Below are 18,892 nucleotides of genomic sequence, written 5' to 3' on the forward strand. Positions count from 1 at the left end.
CTAGAGAGCCTGGGAGACCGAGCTCATGTTGAAGTCGGGGACCCGGAGCGCCGGCATCGCCGTACGGGAGAAGTAGTCCTCGCCCCACTCGCGGGAGAAGGCGGGGACGGTCCCGGAGGCATGGGTGAACCTGTTCAACAGGTCGATCGGGCTCTCGTTGAAGCGGAAGTTGTTCACTGCCCCGACGACCTCGCCACCCTGCACGCGGTAGACGCCGTCGCGGGTGAGGCCGGTGAGCAGCATCGTCTGCGGCTCCACCTCGCGGATGTACCACAGGCAGGTGAGCAGGAGCCCGTCGTCCATGCTGCCCACGAGGTCGGCCTCGGTGCCCGAGGCGCCCTCGACGTCCAGCACCAGGTTGTCGACCCCGGGGGTGGTGGGCTGCCCGGTCAGCTCGGCGGTGTGCCGGGTCTGGATCAGCGAGGTCAGCCGACCGTCGCGGATCCAGTCGACCGGCTGCAGCGGCAGTCCGTTGTCATAGACGCTGCTGCGGTCCGAGGACGCGCCGGCGACCACGAAGGGCTCGCACTCCAGCGCCGGGTGTGCGGGATCGCTGTGCAGCCGCACCGAGGCACTGACCAACTGTTCGCCGATGCGGGTGCCTCCGCCGGGCTTGGAGAAGAGCGTCTGGCCGTCGGCGGCGTTGCGTGCACCGGCGCTCCAGTAGGCGTCGATCATCAGGTCCGCGACGGCCGAGGGCGGAAGGATGGTGTCGTAGCGACCGGCGGCAAGATCCGTGCGCCGTTCCCCCCAGGAGAGCCGGCGCGCGAGGTCGGCCGACATCCGGAGCCCGTCGACGTCGGCGAAGTCGCGGGTGGCGCCCCCCACCCACGCGCTGTTGGTGAGCTCGGCGTTCTTGCCGGTGCAGCCGTAGTGACCGGTGGGCTGCTCGTGCCGCAGCCGCAGGCCGGTGGAGGAACCGAGGTAGGTAGTGGTGACCTCGTGGAAGACGAAGCCGTAGAGGATCCGGCGCTCGGCCTCGGCCTGGCCGAAGGCCTCGCCCAGCTGCGCGGCGAACTGCTCGAAGACGCCGATCGAGGTCTCACCGGGCGCGTCGTCCCAGTCGCGGGCCGCCGTGCCCGCGACCAGCTCGGCCCGGTCCTCGGCCTGGTCGGCGACGGCCGCGGCCCGGTCGGCGCCGGCCACGAGGGCTGCGACCTGGTCGAGCGACGCGGCGGTGCCGCTCACCGAGGCGTTCCCGGCACCCTGGAAGGCGATCACGGTCACGTCGACCGAGTGCATCACCCCGTTGGTGGTCAGGGTGTTGTTGGCCCACCGGAGGTTGGCGCTGGTGCTGTCGTTGACGATCACGACGCAGTTCTCGGAGGTGGAGGACTCCAGCGCGTGCTCGACGAGGCGCTGCGGGCCGCCTCCATGCCTGGACAGAGCCATCACAGCGTCCCCTCCTCGCTCGTGTTCAGGATGCGGATGTCCCGGAACAGCGCCGAGGGACACCCGTGGCTGACCGCGGCCACCTGACCCGGCTGGGCCTTGCCGCAGTTCGCGGCACCGCCCAGGACGTACGTCGAGGGCCCGCCGACGGCCTCCATCGAACCCCAGAAGTCGGTGGTGGTGGCCTGATAGGCGACGTCGCGAAGCTGGCCGCGGAGCTGCCCGTCCTCGATCCGGTAGAACCTCTGGCCGGTGAACTGGAAGTTGTAGCGCTGCATGTCGATCGACCACGACTTGTCGCCGACGACGTAGATCCCGCGTTCCACCTTGCTGATCAGTCCGTCGGTGTCGGGACCGTCGGCGGCCGGTTGCAGCGAGACGTTGGCCATCCGCTGGATCGGGACGTGGCCGGGGGAGTCGGCGTACGCGCACCCGTTGGAGCGGCCGTTGTTGAGATCGGCGCCGTAGGTGTGCGCCATCTCGCGGTCGAGCTGGTAGCCGACGAAGATCCCGTCGCGGACGAGGTCCCAGGACTGCCCCTCGACGCCGTCGTCGTCGTAGCCGACGGTGGACAGACCGTGGTCGGTGACCCGGTCGGCGGTCACGTTCATCACCGGGGACCCGTAGACCAGGTTGCCGAGCTTGTCGGGGGTCGCGAACGAGGTGCCGGCGTAGTTGGCCTCGTAACCCAGGGCCCGGTCGAGCTCGGTGGCGTGCCCGATCGACTCGTGGATGGTCAGCCACAGGTTGGACGGGTGGATCACCAGGTCGTAGATGCCGGCGTGCACGCTGGGGGCCGCGAGCTTCTCGCGCAGCAGCTCGGGCAGCTGGGCGCGCTCGAAGTCGAAGTCGAAGCCACCGTCGGTGAGGTACTCCCAGCCGCGGCCCACCGGCGGGGCGATCATGCGCATCGAGTCGAAGGTGCCCGAGGCCGCGTCGGCGCCGTGCACCTCGATGTCGGGCTCGAGCCGGACCCGCTGCTGGGTGATGGAGGAGCCGGCGAGGTCGGCGTAGTACTTGTTCTCCTGGACCTGCTGCAGTCCGCCGGTCGCGTGGTCGACGCCCTCGGCCGCGATCAGCTCACGGGTCCAGCCGGCGAAGAGTGCGGTCTTCTCCGCAAGCGGCACCGCGAGCGGGTTCACGTCGTACGCCGAGACCCAGGTGACGCCCTTGTGCACCGGCTCGGGGGCCAGCTCGACGGGCCTGCGCGTCATCGACGCCGCCACCTTGGCGACGGTGACCGCGGTCTCCGCGACGGTGACGGCCTCCGACTCGGTGAGGGCGACCCCGGAGGCGAAGCCCCAGGCGCCGTCAAGCACGACCCGGACCGCGAAGCCGAGGTCCTCGGCGTCCTGGGCGCCCTCGAGGATGCCGTCGCGCACCGAGAAGTGCTGGTAGCGGTTGCGCTCGAACCGGAAGTCCGCGTGGGTCACGCCGAAGTCCTGGGCCCGGGCGAGAGCAATCTGGCCGAGTCGTTCGTAGGGCAGCGCCAGGAACGTCGGATCGATCTCGTTCGATGCCATGTGCTCGACCCTAGCCAGTTGCCAGCGAGAGCCGGAGGGTGGAGCCCCGGCGCGCCTTGAGCACCTCCAGCTGTGCGGGCACCCGGTTGCGCAGCTCGGCGACGTGGCTGACCAGTCCGACGACCCGGCCACCGTCGCGCAGCGAGTCCAGGGTGTCCATCACCGCGTCCAGGGTGGTGGCGTCCAGGGCGCCGAAGCCCTCGTCGATGAACAGGGTGTCGAGCTGGGTGCCGCCGGCCTCGTGGGAGACGGTGTCGGCCAGGCCGAGGGCCAGGGCTAGGGAGACCAGGAACGTCTCCCCGCCGGAGAGCGTGGCCGGGTCGCGACGCTTGCCGCTCCACTCGTCGCGGACCCGCAGGCTCAGGCCGCCGCGCTGCTCACCGGCGCCCTTCTCGTCCACCTGCTCCAGCAGGTAGCGCTCGCCGGTCATGTCGCCGAGACGCTCGTTGGCTGCGGCGACCACCTGCCGCAGCCGTTCGGAGAGAACGTAGGCGGAGAGCCGCATCTTGAGCTGGTTGTCGGCGCTGCGTCCCTCGACCAGGGAGGCGAGCCCGGCGGTGACGGCGTGCTCCTGCCTGACGGGCAGCCACGCGGTGACCTCGCGGTCGAGCTCGACGCTGAGAGCGGTCAGCCGGGTGCATCGCTGCGTCGCCTGACGGGCAGCCGCGTGCGCGTGGTCGCGGACGTCATCGGCCTCACGGACCGCGTCCGCGAGGACCTCCAGGTCCGGGGCGGGAGTCGCGAGCGCCTCGACGACGACTTCCTCGGCCAGGACGCCCTCGGCTGCGGTGCGGGCGGCACGCCGTGCGTCCAGCCGCGCCGTGCGGGCCGAGGCCTCACCGCCCGGGAGCACGGCCGCCAGCGCTTGTGCCAGCGAGGCGAAGCCGGCTGCGACGGCCGCGGATTCGGCCGCCTCGGTGGCTCGCTGCAGCTCACGACCGGCCCGGTCGCGAGCGGTCAGCGCCTCGCGGGCCTCCTCCAGGACGCGGGCCGTCCCGGTGTGCTGCTCGACCAGCGCGGTGACGGAGTGGGTCCCGGGGTGCGCGGCGAGGAGCTCGCTGAGCTGCTCGGCGAGCGGCTCGCAGCGCTCGGTGGCCTCGAGGTGGCGGGCCCGGGTGGCCTCGAGGGTGGCGCGGGAGGCCGCCAGCGCCGACGTGAGCTCGCGGTCGCGCCGCTCCAGGGCGGTCGCCTCCTGCTCGAGCCGGGCGAGACGTCGCGCCGCCTGACGGCACTCGTGCAGCGCGGTGTTGGCCTCGGACAGCGCCTGCTCCCAGTGGGCGAGGTCGTGCCCCTGGCTGCGGGCCTGGGCCGCAGCCAGCTGGGAGGCCAGCGCGGAGACGGCCTCCTGGCGGGCGAGACGCTCGAAGTCGGCGGTCTCGTGACGCTCCCGGGCCGTTTCCTCGTCGGCGCGGCTCGCCGTCGTGGTGGCGGTGGCGGGGGAGGGGTGCTCCGCGCTGCCGCAGACAGGGCACGAGCACCCTGCCGCCAGCCCCACCGCTAGCTCGGCAGCCATCCCGGAGATGCGGCGTTCGCGGACGTCTAGGTAGTGGTCGCGCAGGTCCTGGGCCCGGTGCACGCTCTCCTCGAGGAGGGTCTTGGCCTCGCCCAGCCGGGCGGATACCTCCAGCACCAGGCCGGCTGCCTCCACGCCTGCCTCGGCGGTGGCCACCGCCTGCTCGTGGTGCGCGGCACCCGATGCTGCCTCGCGGGCCTCCTCGAGCGCGGGCAGGAGGGACTCGCGTCGTACCTCGAGCTCGGAGTGCTCCTGCTCGGCGGTGGCGATCTTCTCCTCGGTGCCGGCGACCTGCGCCGCCAGCATCCGCAGCCGGTTGCGCTCGTCGTGGAGCTCGGCCTCCCGCGGCAGCCAGGTCTCGGCCACCGCCCTGGCCTCGTTGGCCAGGGACGCGGCCCTGGCCAGTGCCTCGGAACGGACCTGCTCGGCTGTGGTGCCCAGCAGCGGCGCCACGGCGACGAGGTGACGACCGGCCGCGACGTCGGCGGTGAGGGCGGCCTCCGCGGCGGTCTCGGCCTGGAGCGCGAGGGGCAGCACGGAGCCGGCGCGACGGTGTGCGTCGACGGCCTCGGCCAGCTCGGCCTCGACGTCGGCGGTCTCCGCCAGCTCGGCAAGGTTGCGCCGGGCGCGCTCGCCACGGGTGCGGGCCTCGTGCACGCGCTGCCCCTGCTCGCAGTCCTGGCGTGCCTGCTGGAGACGCAGGTCGGCGTCGCTGAGCTGCAGCTCGGCCTCACGTGCGTGGTCAGCGGCGTCCCGGGCGAGGTCGTGGGCCCAGTCCACCAGCACCCCGTCGTCGACCAGCGGGTCGAGGTCGTGCAGGTCCCAGCCGTCGGGTACGCCGACCGCGGCCGCCTCCTGCAGCCGGTTGACCACCCCGGCCGTGCGGTCGTGGCAGACCTGGCAGCGGCGCCGCAGGCCGGTGCGCCGGTCGGCCAGCCAGGTCTCGACGTCTGCGAACCGCTTGGTCCGGAACAGTCGCTGGAGGACGGCGTGGCGTTCGGTCGAGCTCGCGCGCAGGAACGACTGGAACCGCCCCTGGGGGAGCATCGCGACCTGGGTGAACTGGGTGCAGGTCATCCCGAGCAGGGAGGAGACCAGCTGGCCGGCCTCGTCGAGCCGGTTGGTGTGGGTCGTCCAACCGTCTGCTTGCTGTTCCTCCACCAGCACCCGGGCCTGTTCCTTCGTGGTGCCGGTGCCGCGCCGCTTGGGCCGGTCCCAGGCGGGGGAGCGGGTGAACCGGAAGGTGCGCTCGCCGATGCTCAGCCGCAGCACGACGCGGGCCTCGGCGGTCGGGTCGGCGTGGTCGCTGCGCAGGTGGCGGGCCTGGTGCCGGTCGCCGGGGACCTCGCCGTACAGCGCGAAGCAGACCGCGTCCAGGACGCTCGTCTTCCCCGCGCCGGTGTCGCCGGTGAGCAGGAACAGTCCCCCGGCAGCGAGCTCGTCGAAGTCGACGTGGACGGTCTCGACGAACGGACCGAAGGCGGTGATCGACAGGTCGTGCAGGCGCATCAGCTGCTCACCACGCTGTCCAGGTTCGCGACGAGGTCGGGGTCCTCGGAGCAGCACTCCAGGGCGGTGCGCAGCAGGTCGGACTCCTCCTGGGTCGCGGGGGCGCCGCGCACGTGGCGCACGAAGTCCAGGGACACGTCGTGGGCCGACCTGCCCTGGGTGGAGGTCTGTCCCGGAGTCGCCTGTCCGCCCGTGGGCGCGAACCGGAGGGAGAGGGTGTGCGGGAACCGGCTGCGGACCCGGTCCATCGTGGCGGTGGGGCGCACGGGATCGGTGAGCGTCGCCTGGACCCAGGACTGCTCGTGCGCGGTGAAGCGGGCGTCGGTGAGGAGCTCCTCGAGCGTGCCGGTCAGGCAGGCGAGCGGCCGCGGGACGGGAGCGTCCACGAACGTGGCCTGGACGGAGCCTTCGGCGTCGAGGTCGACCAGCCAGGAGCCCTTGCGGTGGTTGACCTCGGAGAAGGAGTAGGCGATCGGGGAGCCGCTGTAGCGGACCGAGTCGGTGAGCACCGAGCGTCCGTGCAGGTGGCCCAGCGCGGTGTAGTCGATGCCGTCGAAGAGCTCGGTCGGCACCACGGAGATGCCGCCGACCGCGATGTCGCGCTCGCTCTCGCTGGGGACACCGCCGGCGACGAAGGCGTGCGCCAGAACCACCGAGCGGGTGCCCGCGGGGCGGGTGGCGAGGTCCTCACGGATCCGCCGCATCGCCTCGGCGAGCGCCGCGTGGTGGGAGCGCTTGGGCAGCTCCCACGCGTGCTTGAGCACGTCGGGCTCCAGGTAGGGGATGCCGTAGACCGCGACGGGTCCGTGCTCGTCGGCGAGCAGCACCGGCTCGGCGACCCGGCCCGCGTCGGTGCGCAGGTGCACCCCGGCGGCGTCGACCAGCCGGGAGCTGAAACCGAGCCGACGGGCGGAGTCGTGGTTGCCGCTGGTGACCACGACGCGTGCCCGGGAGGCGGCCAGCCGGGTGAAGGCGTCGTCGGCGAGGGCCACCGCGTCGACGGGAGGCAGCGCGCGGTCGTAGACGTCGCCGGCGACGACGACGAGGTCGACCTGCTCGGCCTCGACGGTCTCGATCAGGTGGTCGACGTACGCCGCCTGCGCGGCAAGGAGGTCCTCGCCGTGGAACGACCGGCCCAGGTGCCAGTCGGAGGTGTGCAGGATGCGCATGCGGCAACGCTAGGAGAGGCCACCGACAGAACCGGGTTCCCCACGCCGTAGGTGGGGAACCACACGCTGGCGCGGGTCAGCGCGAGCGGCGCGACTTGGCCTTGGCCTTGCGGCGGGCCCTCGACTCCTTGCTCTTGTCGGTGCCCCGCAGGGCGTCGACGGCGTTCTTGATCCGGACCTGGTTCTCGGGCTTGCGGGCCTGGTCGAACACGGTCTTGGCCACGCCGATGGCGGAGGCTGTGCGCAGAATCTTCATGGATGACGGGGTACCCCGTCTGGCCCGGCGTCACTCCTGATTGTGAGATCGGTCCTAGGCTCCGCGCATGAACATGGACGAGTACCTCACCTCCGACGCCACCACGCTGGCCGAGCACGTCGCCGCCAAGGAGGTCACGCCCGCCGAGCTGCTCGCGCTGGCCCGGGAGCGGCAGCAGGCCGTGAACCCCGCGATCAACGCCGTCGTGGCGCCGCTGGCCGGGGTCGCGGACGCGCAGGCGGCCGACCCCGACCTGTCCGGGACGTTCGCCGGGGTGCCGTTCCTGATCAAGGACCTCGCCCAGGAGTACGCCGGGTTCCCGACCTCGAACGGGTCGCGCTCGCTGCGGGCCGACGTAGCCGACCGGCACTCGCTGGTGACCCAGCGGTTCCTGGACGCCGGGTTGGTCGTGTTCGGAAAGACGAACACCCCGGAGTTCGGCGCCAAGGGAGTCACCGAGTCGGAGCTGTTCGGGCCCGCGCGCAATCCGTGGAACCTCGACCACACTCCCGGCGGCTCCTCGGGTGGCTCCGGCGCGGCGGTGGCGGCCGGGATCGTGCCGGCTGCCGGCGCGAACGACGGCGGGGGATCGGTGCGGATCCCCGCCGCGTGCAACGGCCTGGTGGGGCTGAAGACCAGTCGCGGGCTGACGCCGTACGGGCCGCAGAGCGGTGAGGTGATGTTCGGGATGGTGACCCAGGGCGTGGTCTCCCGCACGGTGCGCGACAGCGCCGGGATGCTCGACGCGATCACCGGCCCCGACCCGCGGACCGGCTACGAGGGCAAGCTGCCCGCCGCGTCCTTCACCGACGCGATCCGGCAGGCGCCGGGGAAGCTGCGGATCGGCTACTGCGCCACCTCGGCGATCAACGCGAACCCGGACCCCGAGGCCGTCGCCGCCGTGGAGAGCGCCGCGCGGCTGCTCACCGAGCTCGGCCACGAGGTCGAGGAGGTCACGCCGCCGCACGACGACGAGGCCCTGGCCCGGGACTTCCTGACGATCTGGTTCGCCCAGCTCCACGGCCAGGTGGCCGACATCAAGAAGCGTCTCGGCGCCCCCGATTCCGCCTTCGAGGCCGACACCCTGGGGTGCGCCGAGCTGGGCCGCTCAGCAGGAGTCGGCGCGCTGCTGGCGTCGCTGGCGAACGTGAACTCCTACATCCACGCACTCGCGGCCTTCCACGAGACCTACGACCTGTTCGTCACCCCGACGCTCGCACAGGCCCCGCTGAAGATCGGCGCCCTGGACACGCCCGACCGCCTGAAGAAGGCAGCCCGCGTCGTGGCCAAGGTGCGCGGAGGCAAGGCGCTCGCGGCCTCCGGCATGCTCGACCAGATCGTCCAGGAGAACATCGGCTGGGTCCCCTACACCCAGCTCGCCAACCTCACCGGCCGCCCCGCGATCAGCGTCCCCCTCCACTGGACGGCCGACAACCTCCCCCTCGGCGTACAGCTCGTGGGGCGCCTCGGCGCCGACGGCCTCCTCCTCCAGCTCGCCGCACAGCTGGAAGAGGCCCAGCCATGGTTCCACCGGTACGCCGACCTGGACCCGCGGCTGGTTGGCGGGGGAGTGAGCTGAGGTTTGCGGGTGGGGTGAGGTTCCTGGGGGTAGCCCACTCCGCCGCGAACACCGCCATGGGGCGAACGAGCTAACCAGTGCGCGGACAGGCACGGGTCAACTAAATCGAAGGACGCCGACCCAGGCACCGGCATACGCTCGCTCGACCACCTCAAGGATAGAGATCGCTCGGGAGTACACATGCGCTGGTTCTCGGCGTTCGGCCTGCTTCTCGTTGGCGGAGCAGCTGGACTCGTGCTTGGGGTCGCCATTGGACATGGTGAGGCATCCGAAGCAGAAGCGCCGTGGGGTCAAGGGCCGCCTGAGGTCTCGAATGCTTTCTGGGATGAAGTTGCCGTGGGCAAAGCGGGTAGCAGTGTGGAGCCCGAGTCCAACTGTAAGGAGTTGGCGAAGCAGGAGTTTCGCTGTTACGCGCGATGGGCGCCTGTAGGCCAAGTTGATGTGTTCACCTACGAAGGCACCGTCAACGTCTATCCAGATGGGCGGATCATCGTGTCTGGCCTCACCCGCCAGCCTGATGCCCGGGTCACGGGATAACCCGTTCGGGCCTGGACAGGTCACGGCTGAGGGCAGTGTGTTTTTCGCCGCGAAACGCGGCAACATTCCTCCGTTCCCAAACTTCAACGGTCGGGGCAGAGCCAACTCGCGTGCGCATGAGGCGATGTTGCCAACCGACTCTGACGAAGCCCTCCGTGGGGCCTACGGCACTGAAGTTGTTATCGCGGAGCCGAGATGCGTCAAAGGTGCCTTCCGACGAGCCACTCAATCACCAAGGAGTCGCACATGGAGGAACTTGTTGCCGCTGGGGCCCGGAACCTCCTTCACCTCAACAAAGGGCTGGTCGCGCACGAGCAGACCAAGTCGGGGATATCCGTAGTTGCGAGAGTCGAAAGTCGGATGGTTGGCAACGAGTTGGTGTCCGACTGTGGACAACAGCGCCCAGCCGTCATCTTCGAGTCGTGACGACACTGCGGCTCGCAGCATCTCCGCAAGAGTGGGAACGTCGCCAGCTGCAGGCGCCGCAGGTTCCATCGTTGATTCCTCGGCCGCTTCGCTGAGGTGGGTGCCAGGCTGCTCTTCTGCCGTCTGCATCTCCTTTTCGATGTCATCGGCGCCGGCGAGCACGTCCAAGAAGGTGAAGCGATCACATGCGCTACTGAACGATGCGGCCGCGCTCTTGGACCCGATCCCCACGACGCGCTTTCCAGCCTCTCGAAGCCGCATGGCCAAGCGCGTGTAGTCGCTGTCGTTCGCGACCAGGCAGAAGGTGTCGACTTGTCCGGCGTGCAGTAAATCCATCGCATCAATTACGAGCGCGATGTCGGTGGCTCCCTTGCCTGGCACGTACGCGATCTGCTGCATCGGTTGGATCGCCAGCCTCACCAGGACTGAGCGCCATCCCTTTAAGTAAGGGCTTCCCCAGTCGCCATATCCGCGCTTGACGCCGACGAGTCCATGTGTGGCGGCCTCAGCCGCGATGGCTGCAGCCTTCTGCCACGAGACGTTGTCGCAATCGACGAGGACCGCCACCCGTGCTTGTGGCACCTGCACGCCGCCTATGCTCATGAGCGCTTCACTTTACGGATGGTGGTTAGAGACAACAACTGTCCCAATGTGCTCCCTACTTGTCGAGGTGCGTTTCACCACCGCCTCGGCTGACAACTGTCTTGCCTCTCGACGCTCTGGTCGATTCCATGCCGCAAGAGGAACGTCCTTCGAACGTGGCCGCTCAGCCCCGGATCGCCGGCAACCCAAGAGGATCTGACGGGCGTTCTCTGCACACGGTTCTTACCCAGGCGTCGCCGGACCTCGCCTAGCGCTGGGACCTAAATCGCCCGCAGACCCGCGGTGATGAGGACTGCGACGACGACGCATAGCACCAGCGAGTGGCGTCGCCAGAGCATCAGCCCGGCCACGGCAACGCCGACGGTGTGGGCACCTACGGACCATGAGCGTCCGCTGGCGAACACCGCGGTCACGACCAGTGCGCACAGAAGAGTCGGCGCCATCAGCACGATCACGCGGGTGAACCATGGCGGCAGCTTTCGGCCGCCAAGGAGTACCGGGCCGAAGGCCTTGATCAGTGCGGTCAGCGCGGCGCACCCGAGGATGAGGACCCAGACCTGGGTGTAGGTCAGCGTCACGCCGGCCTCCGCGCCAGACCGATGAGCGCCGCGGTGCTCGCGGCCAGGATGGGGATGCCCGGGGGAGTGATCGGCACCAGGGCAAGGGCGATGAGCCCCCCGCCCATGGCCGCCCAGCGAGATGTCGGATCCCGGAGCTCCGCGATCAGCAGCGAGAGGAAGAACACGGGGTAGATCGCGTCGAGGCCGAGACGGTGCGTGTCGCCAAGCGCGTCCCCGAAAACGGCGCCCACAACCGAGCCGAGCGCCCAGGTGACGTACTGCGGGACGGTCGTGCCGAAGAGCAGCCACCGGTCGAAGGTGCCGTCGCCGCGATTGGCGAGCGCCCACGAGGAGTCGACGACAGTCTGTCCCTGCGCAGCCCGTTTCCACGGGCCACCCGGCAACGATGGCGCCAGTGCAACACCCATGGCCAGGAACCGCGCATTCATCAAGCTCGCGGCGGTCAGTGCGGCGGGAATGCCTCCTCCGACAGCCACCACGGACAGCATGGCGAATTGCGCCGAACCGGCGAAGACGATCACCGAGGTGGTGACGGCCTGCGCGACGCTGAATCCTGCCTGTCGGGCCAGAACGCCGAAGGAGAGGCTGAGCAGGAAGCCGACCACCGCGAACGGGACACCCAACTTCATGCCGCGGCGAAACGCTGCACGCGCCCCCTCATCGCTCGCTGCCACCGCTGCAGTCTAGGAACACTGTTTCCGATGCGCTTTTCGATGAACCGCGGTGCCGGCGCAGGTCTACCTTACGAAGATCCGAGCGGGCATGTCGCCCGACGACGAGAGGAGCGGCATGTCATTCCAGGCGTACTTGGACAACGTCGAGGAGAAGACCGGCCTCACGCCGCGTCAGATCATGGACCAGGCACATGACCATGGACTTCGCGAGGACACCAAGGCCGGCGAGATCGCGGCCTGGCTCAAGTCCGAATATGGACTTGGCCACGGGCATGCGATGGCGATGGTGCGCGTGATCAAGAGCGGGCCGAAGATCGGCAACAAGCACGTCAATTCATCCGGCAGCCACCGCGATGAGTCCGACACACTCTGGCTTGACGGCCGCGCCACGAAGCCCTGATCGCCTTTCCGGCAGTTGCAAAACTCGTGGGCCGACCGCTTCCACCCCCGATCTGGGCACCCGCGAAGGTGCGTCCTTCCGTAGCCGCGATGAACGTACCGAGGCGGCCCAGAACGCTGCCCCTACTGCGCGCCAGGGAACCCGTGCTGGCGCCAGGCCTCGTAGGTCACCACAGCTGCGGAGTTCGACAGGTTCAGCGATCGGCGGCCAGGCACCATCGGGATCCGGAGGCGGTCCGTGACTCGGGCATGGCTGAGCACCTCGTCGGAGAGGCCGGTCGGTTCGGGTCCGAAGAGCAGCACGTCGCCCGGCTGGAACTCGATGTCGGTGTACCAGCGGGTCGCGTGGGCGGTGAAGGCGAACACTCGCGAGGAGGCCAGCGCAGGGCTGGTCAGGGCGGCGTCGAGATCGGGGTGCACCACCACCGAGGCCAGGTCGTGGTAGTCCAGGCCGGCGCGCTTCAGCTTGGGTTCCGACAGGTCGAAGCCGAGAGGTTCGACCAGGTGCAGGGTTGCTCCTGTTCCGCTCACCATCCGAATCGCGTTGCCGGTGTTGGGCGGGATGCGGGGCTCGAGGAACATCACGTGGAACACGCTGCAAAGTATCCGACGGCGGGCAGCGGCCCGGAGGCCGGCGTCGATCGGTCGAGCCACCTGCTGGCCGGGGTCACTCGCGTCTGTGGAAGCTGACCTTGCCGTTGGGGCGGTGTCGGATCTCGAACCGCGGGTCGTGCACCCGGCGGTGGTGGTGCGGACACAGCAAGCGACCGGTAGCGACGCTGGTGTGGCCGCCGTCGGCCCACCGTTTGTCGTGATGGGCGTGGCAGAGACCCGCCGGGGTCTCGCAGTGTTCGGCGGTGCAGCCGCCGTCGCGGACCGCCATGGCCAGACGCATGGCCTCGCTGTGCAGCCGCCGACGTCGCCCTACGTCGAGGACCTGGCTCTGCCCGCCCAGGACCATCGGGATGATCCCTGCCCGGCAGGCCAGCCGCCGGGCCTCGCTCGCGGAGATGCGGCCGCCGGTGTCCAGGGTGCACATGCCCGCGGCGTCAAGGCGAGCCATGAGCTGGTCGAGGGTCATGGTCACGACGATGGTGGCCCCACACCCGCCGGCCTGGGGCAACGACTTTGACGGGATCGCTTCCAGTAGCTGGGTGAACGCGATCCCGTGGCGGACCGGGGTGGGGAGGTCGGGGTCGATTCCGGTGTCATTGATGCCCACGGCTCGCGAAGGTGACGTGAGGGCGAGGATCATTTTGGTGAGGATCTGGCCGTGCAGTGCGGGGATCCGGAACCGTCCGTGGCAGGTGCCTTCGTCGTCCTCGTGCATCGTCAGCGTCGTACGCCGCAGGGCCTCCGCCTCCTCACGCTCCAGCGCCCTGCCCTCGAACTCCTCGGCCAGCTCAGGTGCGATCACCTCGAACAGGTGCCGACCGAGCAAACGCAGCATCTTGGCGTCGTGATCCGCAGCCAGGCCGACGAGGTGGGCCTCCGCAGCAACCCGCTGCTCGGCCGAGACGGCGAACGGGCCGGTGCGGGGGAGACGATCCAGGGAGGCGACGATCGCCCGAGCCTGGGGCAGGTTCACCCCACCGGACGCCATCGCGGCGGCCAGCACCTCGTGGTCCTCCAGCTTCAGCGCGAGGTTGAGGTCAGAGCGGGCGTCGCGGCGCGTCTGGTGGGTCTCGACCGCCAGCCAGTCCGCGGCCGTCGCTGCCCCGGTGTCCACGGTGGCCTCGCTGCGCTCGGCCCCGGCGAGCAGCCGCAGGCGGAGAGCATCGAGCTGGGCTTGAGCATCGGTGAGCTCCACCAGGGCCTCGCGCTTGTCGGCTGCGGTCATCGACATCATCGGGACAGAGGCCAGTCCGTCGAGACGTCCGCGCAGCCGGTGGGCGAAGTCGACCACCGGGTGGAGGTGGTCGATCGGCCGGCTGCTCATAGGTGAATTCAAGCACCGAGCACTGACACAAATGGCCCTCTGACCTGCGGTTATGTCCGCGTTTCGAGACCCGAAAGTGCCCCTGTTTCCCGCCGACAGGTCTGGCCCGCGGCGACTCTGCATGGTCATGATGTCGAGATGGGACGCACGGCCCCGGGATGGCTGTGCCGGCAGGGAGGAGAGTCCCGATGGTGACGTTCGCCGGGGTCGACCACGTCTCGTTCACCGTCTCCGACCTGGAGGTGAGCCAGCGCTTCTACACCGAAGTGCTCGATTTCGTGCCGGTGCTGGACGTCGGCTACGGCCGGATCCTGATGCATCCCGGGACCGGGTTCACCCTGTCGCTGATGAAGCACGACGGGGCTCGCGGGGAAGCCTTCACCGAGCTGACTACCGGCCTCGACCACCTCGGCCTCACCGCCGCGTCACGCGCGGACCTGGAGGAGTGGGAGCGTCGCTTCGACGAGCTCGGGGTGACCTACACGCCGATCCGGGACATGGAGTTCGGGTTCCACCTCAACTTCCGCGACCCCGACAACATCGCCCTGGAGCTCTCGGCTCCCAACGAGCACCTGATCGCGGCCAAAGAGGCGCTCGCGGGCGGGCAGACCAGCCAGGCCGACATCGATGCGTTCATCGAGGACCATGACCTCGACCTGCCGAAACCTGCTGAGGACTGAGCCGCTTCCACACCGGCGCGGGCTGCACTACGCTCCCCGGCAGCGTCGCGTGTCGGTGGCAGGTCGTGTCAGGCATGGAGGCGCCGGATCACAAGGAGCGCGCGCATGGCGTTGCCCCCTTTCCTCCCCGCTCGTGACTGAGGCCGAGAACAGCAGGCTGCTCGCATGGAGCCGCGAGCTGCGCCAGGTCCATGAGCGCCTGCGCTCGGCCCTGCGCGTCATGCAGGAGTCGCTGGATGATGACGAGGCGGTACGACGAGCACCGACCCGTGAGCTGCTGCTCTACTGCCGCGGGTTCTGCACCGCCCTGGACCGCCATCACCGGGGGGAGGACAGGCACTTGTTCCCCGCGATCGCCGAGCAGCACCTGGAGCTGCGCGACAGCCTGCGCAACCTGTCCCAGGACCACTCGATGATCTCGCACCTGCTCGGCGGCCTCGAGGACGCCGTGGACCGCGCGGCGAGCACCGCCGAGCTGCACCGGCACCTCGAAGGCCTCGCGGCGGTGATGGAGTCCCACTTCCGCTACGAGGAACGCACGCTCCTGCTCGTCCTGGAGACGCTGCACCTCGAGGCCGATCCCCAGGTCGTGCTGGGACCGCTGTGAGCCCGCGGCCCGGCGTACAACTCGATGGCCACCCACGCCCGGGTCGGGCACGATGAGTTCAGTGCCGGTCGCTGGTCGGAGACGTCAGTGAGCCGACGTTCGGCGAGGGGAGACGCAGATGACGCAGATGGTCCGGGTGCACAACTTCACGGTGTCCAGCGACGGGTTCGCCGCGGGGGAGGGGCAGAGCCTCGAGCGGCCCTTCGGCCACGCCGATCCGGCACAGCTGATGAGCTGGGCCGGCGCGACTGCGAGCTGGCCCAACCGGACCGATCCCGGGGGAAGCCGCGGGCTGGACGACTACTTCGTGCGCGAGTTCCACCGCAACATCGGCGCCGAGATCATGGGCCGCAACAAGTTCGGGCCCGTGCGGGGACCGTGGCCCGACCACGAGTGGCAGGGCTGGTGGGGGGAGGAGCCGCCGTTCCACACGCCGGTCTTCGTGATGACGCACCACGAGCGGCCCTCGTTCTCGCTCGGAGACACCACCTTCCACTTCGTCGGGGGCGAGCCCGAGGCGGTGCTGCAGCTCGCGCTGGACGCCGCTGATGGCAAGGACGTGCGGCTCGGTGGTGGCGCCACCACCGTGCGCCAGTTCCTGGATGCAGGGCTGATCGACACGCTCCACGTCGCGGTCGCGCCGGTCGAGCTCGGCGCCGGCGTCCGGCTGTGGGAAACGCCCGAGGAGCTCATGGAGCAGTACCACCGTGACGTCGTGCCCAGCAGCAGCGGGATGGTCCACCACCTGTTCTGGCGCGACTGAGCCCAGACCGGCGTACGACGGCACTTGCCGGGGTCCGGCCAACATGACAACAATGTTGTCATGTTGGATCGAGGTGTCGCGCTCTACGACGTGCTCCGCGAGGTCCGTCCGCTCGTCCTGAACTCGGCCCGGGTCGTGGAGGCGTCCCTGCGTCCCCAGGGGCTGAGTGTCGGCATGCGGGCCGTGCTCGAGGTGCTGCGCGAGCACGGCCCCGCGACGGTCCCGGCGATCGCGCTCCGGCTGGACCTGGCCCGGCAGGGGGTGCAACGGCACGTCAACGACCTGGTCGCCCTCGGCCTCGTCGAGACCCGGCCCAACCCGGCCCATCGCCGATCGGTGCTGGTGGCCCTCACCAGCCATGGACGCTCGGCGATCGACCGGGTCACCGACGAGGAGCGTCGCCAGCTCGCGGCGATGGCCCCGGAGTGCACCGAGCGTGAGATCGCCACGGCCGCCAAGGTCCTGCACGCACTGGGCCGAGACGTACGCCGTCGCGCGGTCGAGGCGCCCCCTGGAACGGGGGCCGCGTCGTGACCGCTGACCCCGAGATCCACGCGCTGACCAGTGCCAACCGGCTGATGATCGCCGACCTGCTCGACTCGCTCGACGAGCACCAGTGGCGCGCCCCAACGCTGTGCCCGGGCTGGACGGTGCACGTGATGGCTGCCCACTTCCTCCAGCCGATGCTGGTCGGCTTCGGTCGCTTCGTCCTGACCTCGCTGCGCCACCGCGGCGACACCGACAGGACGGTCGACCACGTCACCCGCCGGCTGGCGCGGCGCGACCGCGGCGAGATCCTCACCCTGCTCCGGCAGCACGCGGGCGACGAGGTCTCGCCGGCCTGGGTCGGGCCGGTGGGGCCGTTCGCCGAGACCTGCATCCATCTGCGCGACATCGCTCGCCCCCTGGGGCTCGAGGCGGACGTGCCCGCCGACCACTGGGTGCGGATGCTCGACTACCTCACCTCCCCGGGGGCGGCCGCGGCGCTGGCCGGCACCGGCCGGGGGGAGGGGGTGAGCCTGGTCGCGACCGAGGTGGACCGCGCCTGGGGCGAGGGCCCGGCCGTCCGAGGCAGCGCCGAGGCGCTGGGGATGGCGCTCGCCGGCAGGCCGGCCGCGCTCGAGGGCCTTGCCGGTCCCGGCCTGGACCGACTGGCCCGGCAGGTCCTCGCCTAGACAGGAGGTCAGTCCGACGGCCCGGAGAACCCGATCAGTACGCCGCCCGGTGCCCGCACGAGCGCGATCCGCACTCCCGGCATGATCGTCTCCGGCGGTGCCACCGCCGCGGCACCGGCCGCGAGGGCCGCGGCGTACGACGCGTCGGTGTCCTCCACATGGACCGTCGGGGTCACGCCGGGGGCCTCGCCCTCCGTCGTACGGCGGATGCCGCCCCCGCCGCTGTCGGAGTAGGCGAACAGGGAGTAGTCGCCCGCCGGCGTGGGGAACGGGGGCTGGAAGACCCAGCCCAGCACGTCCGCGGCCCAGGCGCGGGTCGCCTCGGGGTCGTCGCTGGCGAACTCGGTGTGGGTGATCCATCCGTAGAGGCCCCGGGTGAACTCGTGGCCGGGGGAGCCGGGCGAGGTGTCGTCTTCAGTAGTCACGCGATGTGGACCGTCCGCAACGTGGAGATTCATCGGTCACGCCGGTCACACTCCCGCGCTCCCGACCGTCAACTCCACAACGGTGCAGCGCACCTCCACCCACGAGATCCTCAGGAGTGCTCATGTCGTCACTGGTCGACTTCCAACACGTCTCGACGGCCGGCCTGGAGCCGTCGCCCGTCGCCGACTCCCTCGCCGGGCTCAGGGCCAACGAGGCGAGGTACTTCAAGAACAAGTACTCCCACGACTTCGCCGTCACCCCCGCAGCCGAGGCCCCCGATGTCGTCGACTGGGTGCACACCGTCCTGGAGAAGGAGCGCGGCCTGGCCATCGCCGCGAAGCCGCTCGAGGCGACCGCCTTCGAGGTCGACGGGACCCGGATGGCCTACGTGTTCTACGAGTCCGGCCTCTCGATCAACGTGATGTACGCGATCGAGGACGGCGGCAAGCGTGCTGTCGGGTTCAAGCTGGCCGAGGGGATGGAGGTGCCCGAGGAGCTGAGCGGGTTCAAGTTCGCCCGGCAGAAGTCCAAGCTCGCCGGCACGATCCGCGGCTCCTACTTCGTGATCAAGGGGACCCACTAGGTCGTGGGCACGCCCCGCTCGGTGCGCACCGCCGCCACGGTCAGCGCGACGGCCACCAGGAAGAGCCCCGTCGCGACCAGGACGTCGGTCGTGGTGGAGAAGTCCGCGGACACCGAGTTCTCGTCCTTGTGCATCGCGCTGACGATGCTGCCCGCGCCGACCACGGCCGAGTTCAGGGCCAGGGAGGCCAGTACGCCGAACGCGGCCCTCCTCCCGAACGGTCGCCCGGGCCGTGCCGCCGTCACGGCCGCGGCGATCAGCCCCGTCACCGTCGCGAAGATCGCGATCTGCACGATGAACATCATGTGCTCCGCGGCACCCACCTGGTCGCGGAAGCCGTAGGCGAACAGGAACGCGATGAAGTACGCCGGCAGGCCGAGAACGAGGTTGGCCAGTACGACGGGCACCAGCCCGGCGACGTACTTCCTCGGACGACTCGCCACCGGCGGGACTTGCTGGGTCATGGGATCTCCTGGGGAATGAGGGGCCGCGTCGTCGCGGCGTACCGTCAGGTTGCCCGGTGCGCCGGCGCACCACCATCGCGCAGGTACTCAGGTC

General features: G+C 70.2%; 20 protein-coding genes. 8 read left to right on the plus strand and 12 right to left on the minus strand.

Annotated features, from left to right (window positions below; genetic code table 11):
* The 5 genes from AC4BGB_RS00780 to AC4BGB_RS00800 form a co-directional block, all read right to left on the minus strand.
* Positions 1-1,392: a metallopeptidase TldD-related protein gene (locus tag AC4BGB_RS00780; protein WP_490544058.1), complete on the minus strand. Its 1,392-nt coding sequence runs from the start codon at positions 1,390-1,392 to the stop codon at positions 1-3.
* Entirely contained in the window at positions 1,392-2,915 is a 1,524-nt protein-coding gene (locus tag AC4BGB_RS00785; protein WP_490544059.1) for a TldD/PmbA family protein, read from the minus strand. The genes AC4BGB_RS00780 and AC4BGB_RS00785 overlap by 1 nt, the downstream gene beginning before the upstream one ends.
* A gap of 10 nt (positions 2,916-2,925) precedes the next feature.
* Positions 2,926-5,937 carry an AAA family ATPase gene (locus tag AC4BGB_RS00790; protein ID WP_490544060.1) on the minus strand — a complete coding sequence of 1,004 codons (3,012 nt, stop codon included), beginning with the start codon at positions 5,935-5,937 and terminating at the stop codon, positions 2,926-2,928.
* A complete protein-coding gene (locus AC4BGB_RS00795) occupies positions 5,937-7,106 on the minus strand; it encodes an exonuclease SbcCD subunit D (protein ID WP_490544061.1) in 1,170 nt (389 codons plus the stop codon). Before AC4BGB_RS00795 ends, AC4BGB_RS00790 begins: the two co-directional genes overlap by 1 nt.
* 76 nt (positions 7,107-7,182) lie before the next feature.
* The gene (locus tag AC4BGB_RS00800; protein WP_490544062.1) at positions 7,183-7,362 is read right to left on the minus strand and encodes a hypothetical protein; all 180 of its coding nucleotides are present in this window, start codon (positions 7,360-7,362) and stop codon (positions 7,183-7,185) included.
* A 67-nt stretch (positions 7,363-7,429) separates the two neighbouring features.
* Between AC4BGB_RS00800 and AC4BGB_RS00805 the strand changes: the two genes are divergently transcribed.
* Entirely contained in the window at positions 7,430-8,941 is a 1,512-nt protein-coding gene (locus AC4BGB_RS00805) for an amidase (protein WP_490544063.1), read from the plus strand.
* A 762-nt stretch (positions 8,942-9,703) separates the two neighbouring features.
* Here the strand turns inward: AC4BGB_RS00805 and AC4BGB_RS00810 are convergent.
* The 3 genes from AC4BGB_RS00810 to AC4BGB_RS00820 all read right to left on the minus strand — a co-directional run bounded on the left by AC4BGB_RS00810 (position 9,704) and on the right by AC4BGB_RS00820 (position 11,762).
* A complete protein-coding gene (locus tag AC4BGB_RS00810) occupies positions 9,704-10,507 on the minus strand; it encodes an NYN domain-containing protein (RefSeq protein ID WP_490544064.1) in 804 nt (267 codons plus the stop codon).
* 260 nt (positions 10,508-10,767) lie between these two features.
* Positions 10,768-11,085, minus strand: coding sequence for an AzlD domain-containing protein (locus AC4BGB_RS00815; protein WP_490544065.1), 318 nt, complete (start codon positions 11,083-11,085; stop codon positions 10,768-10,770).
* Entirely contained in the window at positions 11,082-11,762 is a 681-nt protein-coding gene (locus AC4BGB_RS00820) for an AzlC family ABC transporter permease (RefSeq protein WP_490544066.1), read from the minus strand. The genes AC4BGB_RS00815 and AC4BGB_RS00820 overlap by 4 nt, the downstream gene beginning before the upstream one ends.
* A gap of 115 nt (positions 11,763-11,877) precedes the next feature.
* On the opposite strand from AC4BGB_RS00820, the gene AC4BGB_RS00825 reads away from it, so the two are divergent.
* A complete protein-coding gene (locus tag AC4BGB_RS00825) occupies positions 11,878-12,162 on the plus strand; it encodes a DUF4287 domain-containing protein (protein WP_490544067.1) in 285 nt (94 codons plus the stop codon).
* Positions 12,163-12,284: 122 nt separating this feature from the next.
* On the opposite strand, the gene AC4BGB_RS00830 is transcribed toward AC4BGB_RS00825, so the two are convergent.
* Positions 12,285-12,755 (minus strand): tRNA (cytidine(34)-2'-O)-methyltransferase, encoded by a 471-nt coding sequence (locus AC4BGB_RS00830; RefSeq protein ID WP_490544068.1) that lies wholly within the window; start codon positions 12,753-12,755, stop codon positions 12,285-12,287.
* A gap of 73 nt (positions 12,756-12,828) precedes the next feature.
* Positions 12,829-14,100, minus strand: a complete 1,272-nt coding sequence (locus tag AC4BGB_RS00835) for an HNH endonuclease signature motif containing protein (RefSeq protein WP_490544069.1) — start codon at positions 14,098-14,100, stop codon at positions 12,829-12,831.
* Between the two features lie 188 nt (positions 14,101-14,288).
* Here AC4BGB_RS00835 and AC4BGB_RS00840 point away from each other — a divergent pair, with 188 nt between their 5' ends.
* From AC4BGB_RS00840 to AC4BGB_RS00860, 5 genes are all read left to right on the plus strand, one after another.
* Entirely contained in the window at positions 14,289-14,780 is a 492-nt protein-coding gene (locus AC4BGB_RS00840) for a VOC family protein (protein ID WP_490544070.1), read from the plus strand.
* 133 nt (positions 14,781-14,913) lie between these two features.
* Complete coding sequence (locus AC4BGB_RS00845; RefSeq protein WP_490544071.1) at positions 14,914-15,387, plus strand: hemerythrin domain-containing protein; 474 nt, start codon at positions 14,914-14,916, stop codon at positions 15,385-15,387.
* A 118-nt stretch (positions 15,388-15,505) separates the two neighbouring features.
* Complete coding sequence (locus tag AC4BGB_RS00850; protein WP_490544072.1) at positions 15,506-16,150, plus strand: dihydrofolate reductase family protein; 645 nt, start codon at positions 15,506-15,508, stop codon at positions 16,148-16,150.
* Positions 16,151-16,210: 60 nt separating this feature from the next.
* A complete protein-coding gene (locus tag AC4BGB_RS00855) occupies positions 16,211-16,684 on the plus strand; it encodes a MarR family winged helix-turn-helix transcriptional regulator (RefSeq protein ID WP_490544073.1) in 474 nt (157 codons plus the stop codon).
* Positions 16,681-17,325 (plus strand): maleylpyruvate isomerase family mycothiol-dependent enzyme, encoded by a 645-nt coding sequence (locus AC4BGB_RS00860; RefSeq protein WP_490544074.1) that lies wholly within the window; start codon positions 16,681-16,683, stop codon positions 17,323-17,325. The genes AC4BGB_RS00855 and AC4BGB_RS00860 overlap by 4 nt, the downstream gene beginning before the upstream one ends.
* A gap of 8 nt (positions 17,326-17,333) precedes the next feature.
* Here the strand turns inward: AC4BGB_RS00860 and AC4BGB_RS00865 are convergent, their stop codons facing one another.
* Entirely contained in the window at positions 17,334-17,750 is a 417-nt protein-coding gene (locus AC4BGB_RS00865; protein ID WP_490544075.1) for a VOC family protein, read from the minus strand.
* A gap of 122 nt (positions 17,751-17,872) precedes the next feature.
* On the opposite strand from AC4BGB_RS00865, the gene AC4BGB_RS00870 reads away from it, so the two are divergent.
* Positions 17,873-18,334 (plus strand): DUF8821 family protein, encoded by a 462-nt coding sequence (locus AC4BGB_RS00870; protein ID WP_490544076.1) that lies wholly within the window; start codon positions 17,873-17,875, stop codon positions 18,332-18,334.
* On the opposite strand, the gene AC4BGB_RS00875 is transcribed toward AC4BGB_RS00870, so the two are convergent.
* Positions 18,331-18,798 carry a hypothetical protein gene (locus tag AC4BGB_RS00875; RefSeq protein WP_490544077.1) on the minus strand — a complete coding sequence of 156 codons (468 nt, stop codon included), beginning with the start codon at positions 18,796-18,798 and terminating at the stop codon, positions 18,331-18,333. The genes AC4BGB_RS00870 and AC4BGB_RS00875 overlap by 4 nt on opposite strands.
* Positions 18,799-18,892 lie beyond the last annotated feature (94 nt).

It is taken from the genome of Nocardioides sp. Z30_9, from assembly GCF_058215735.1.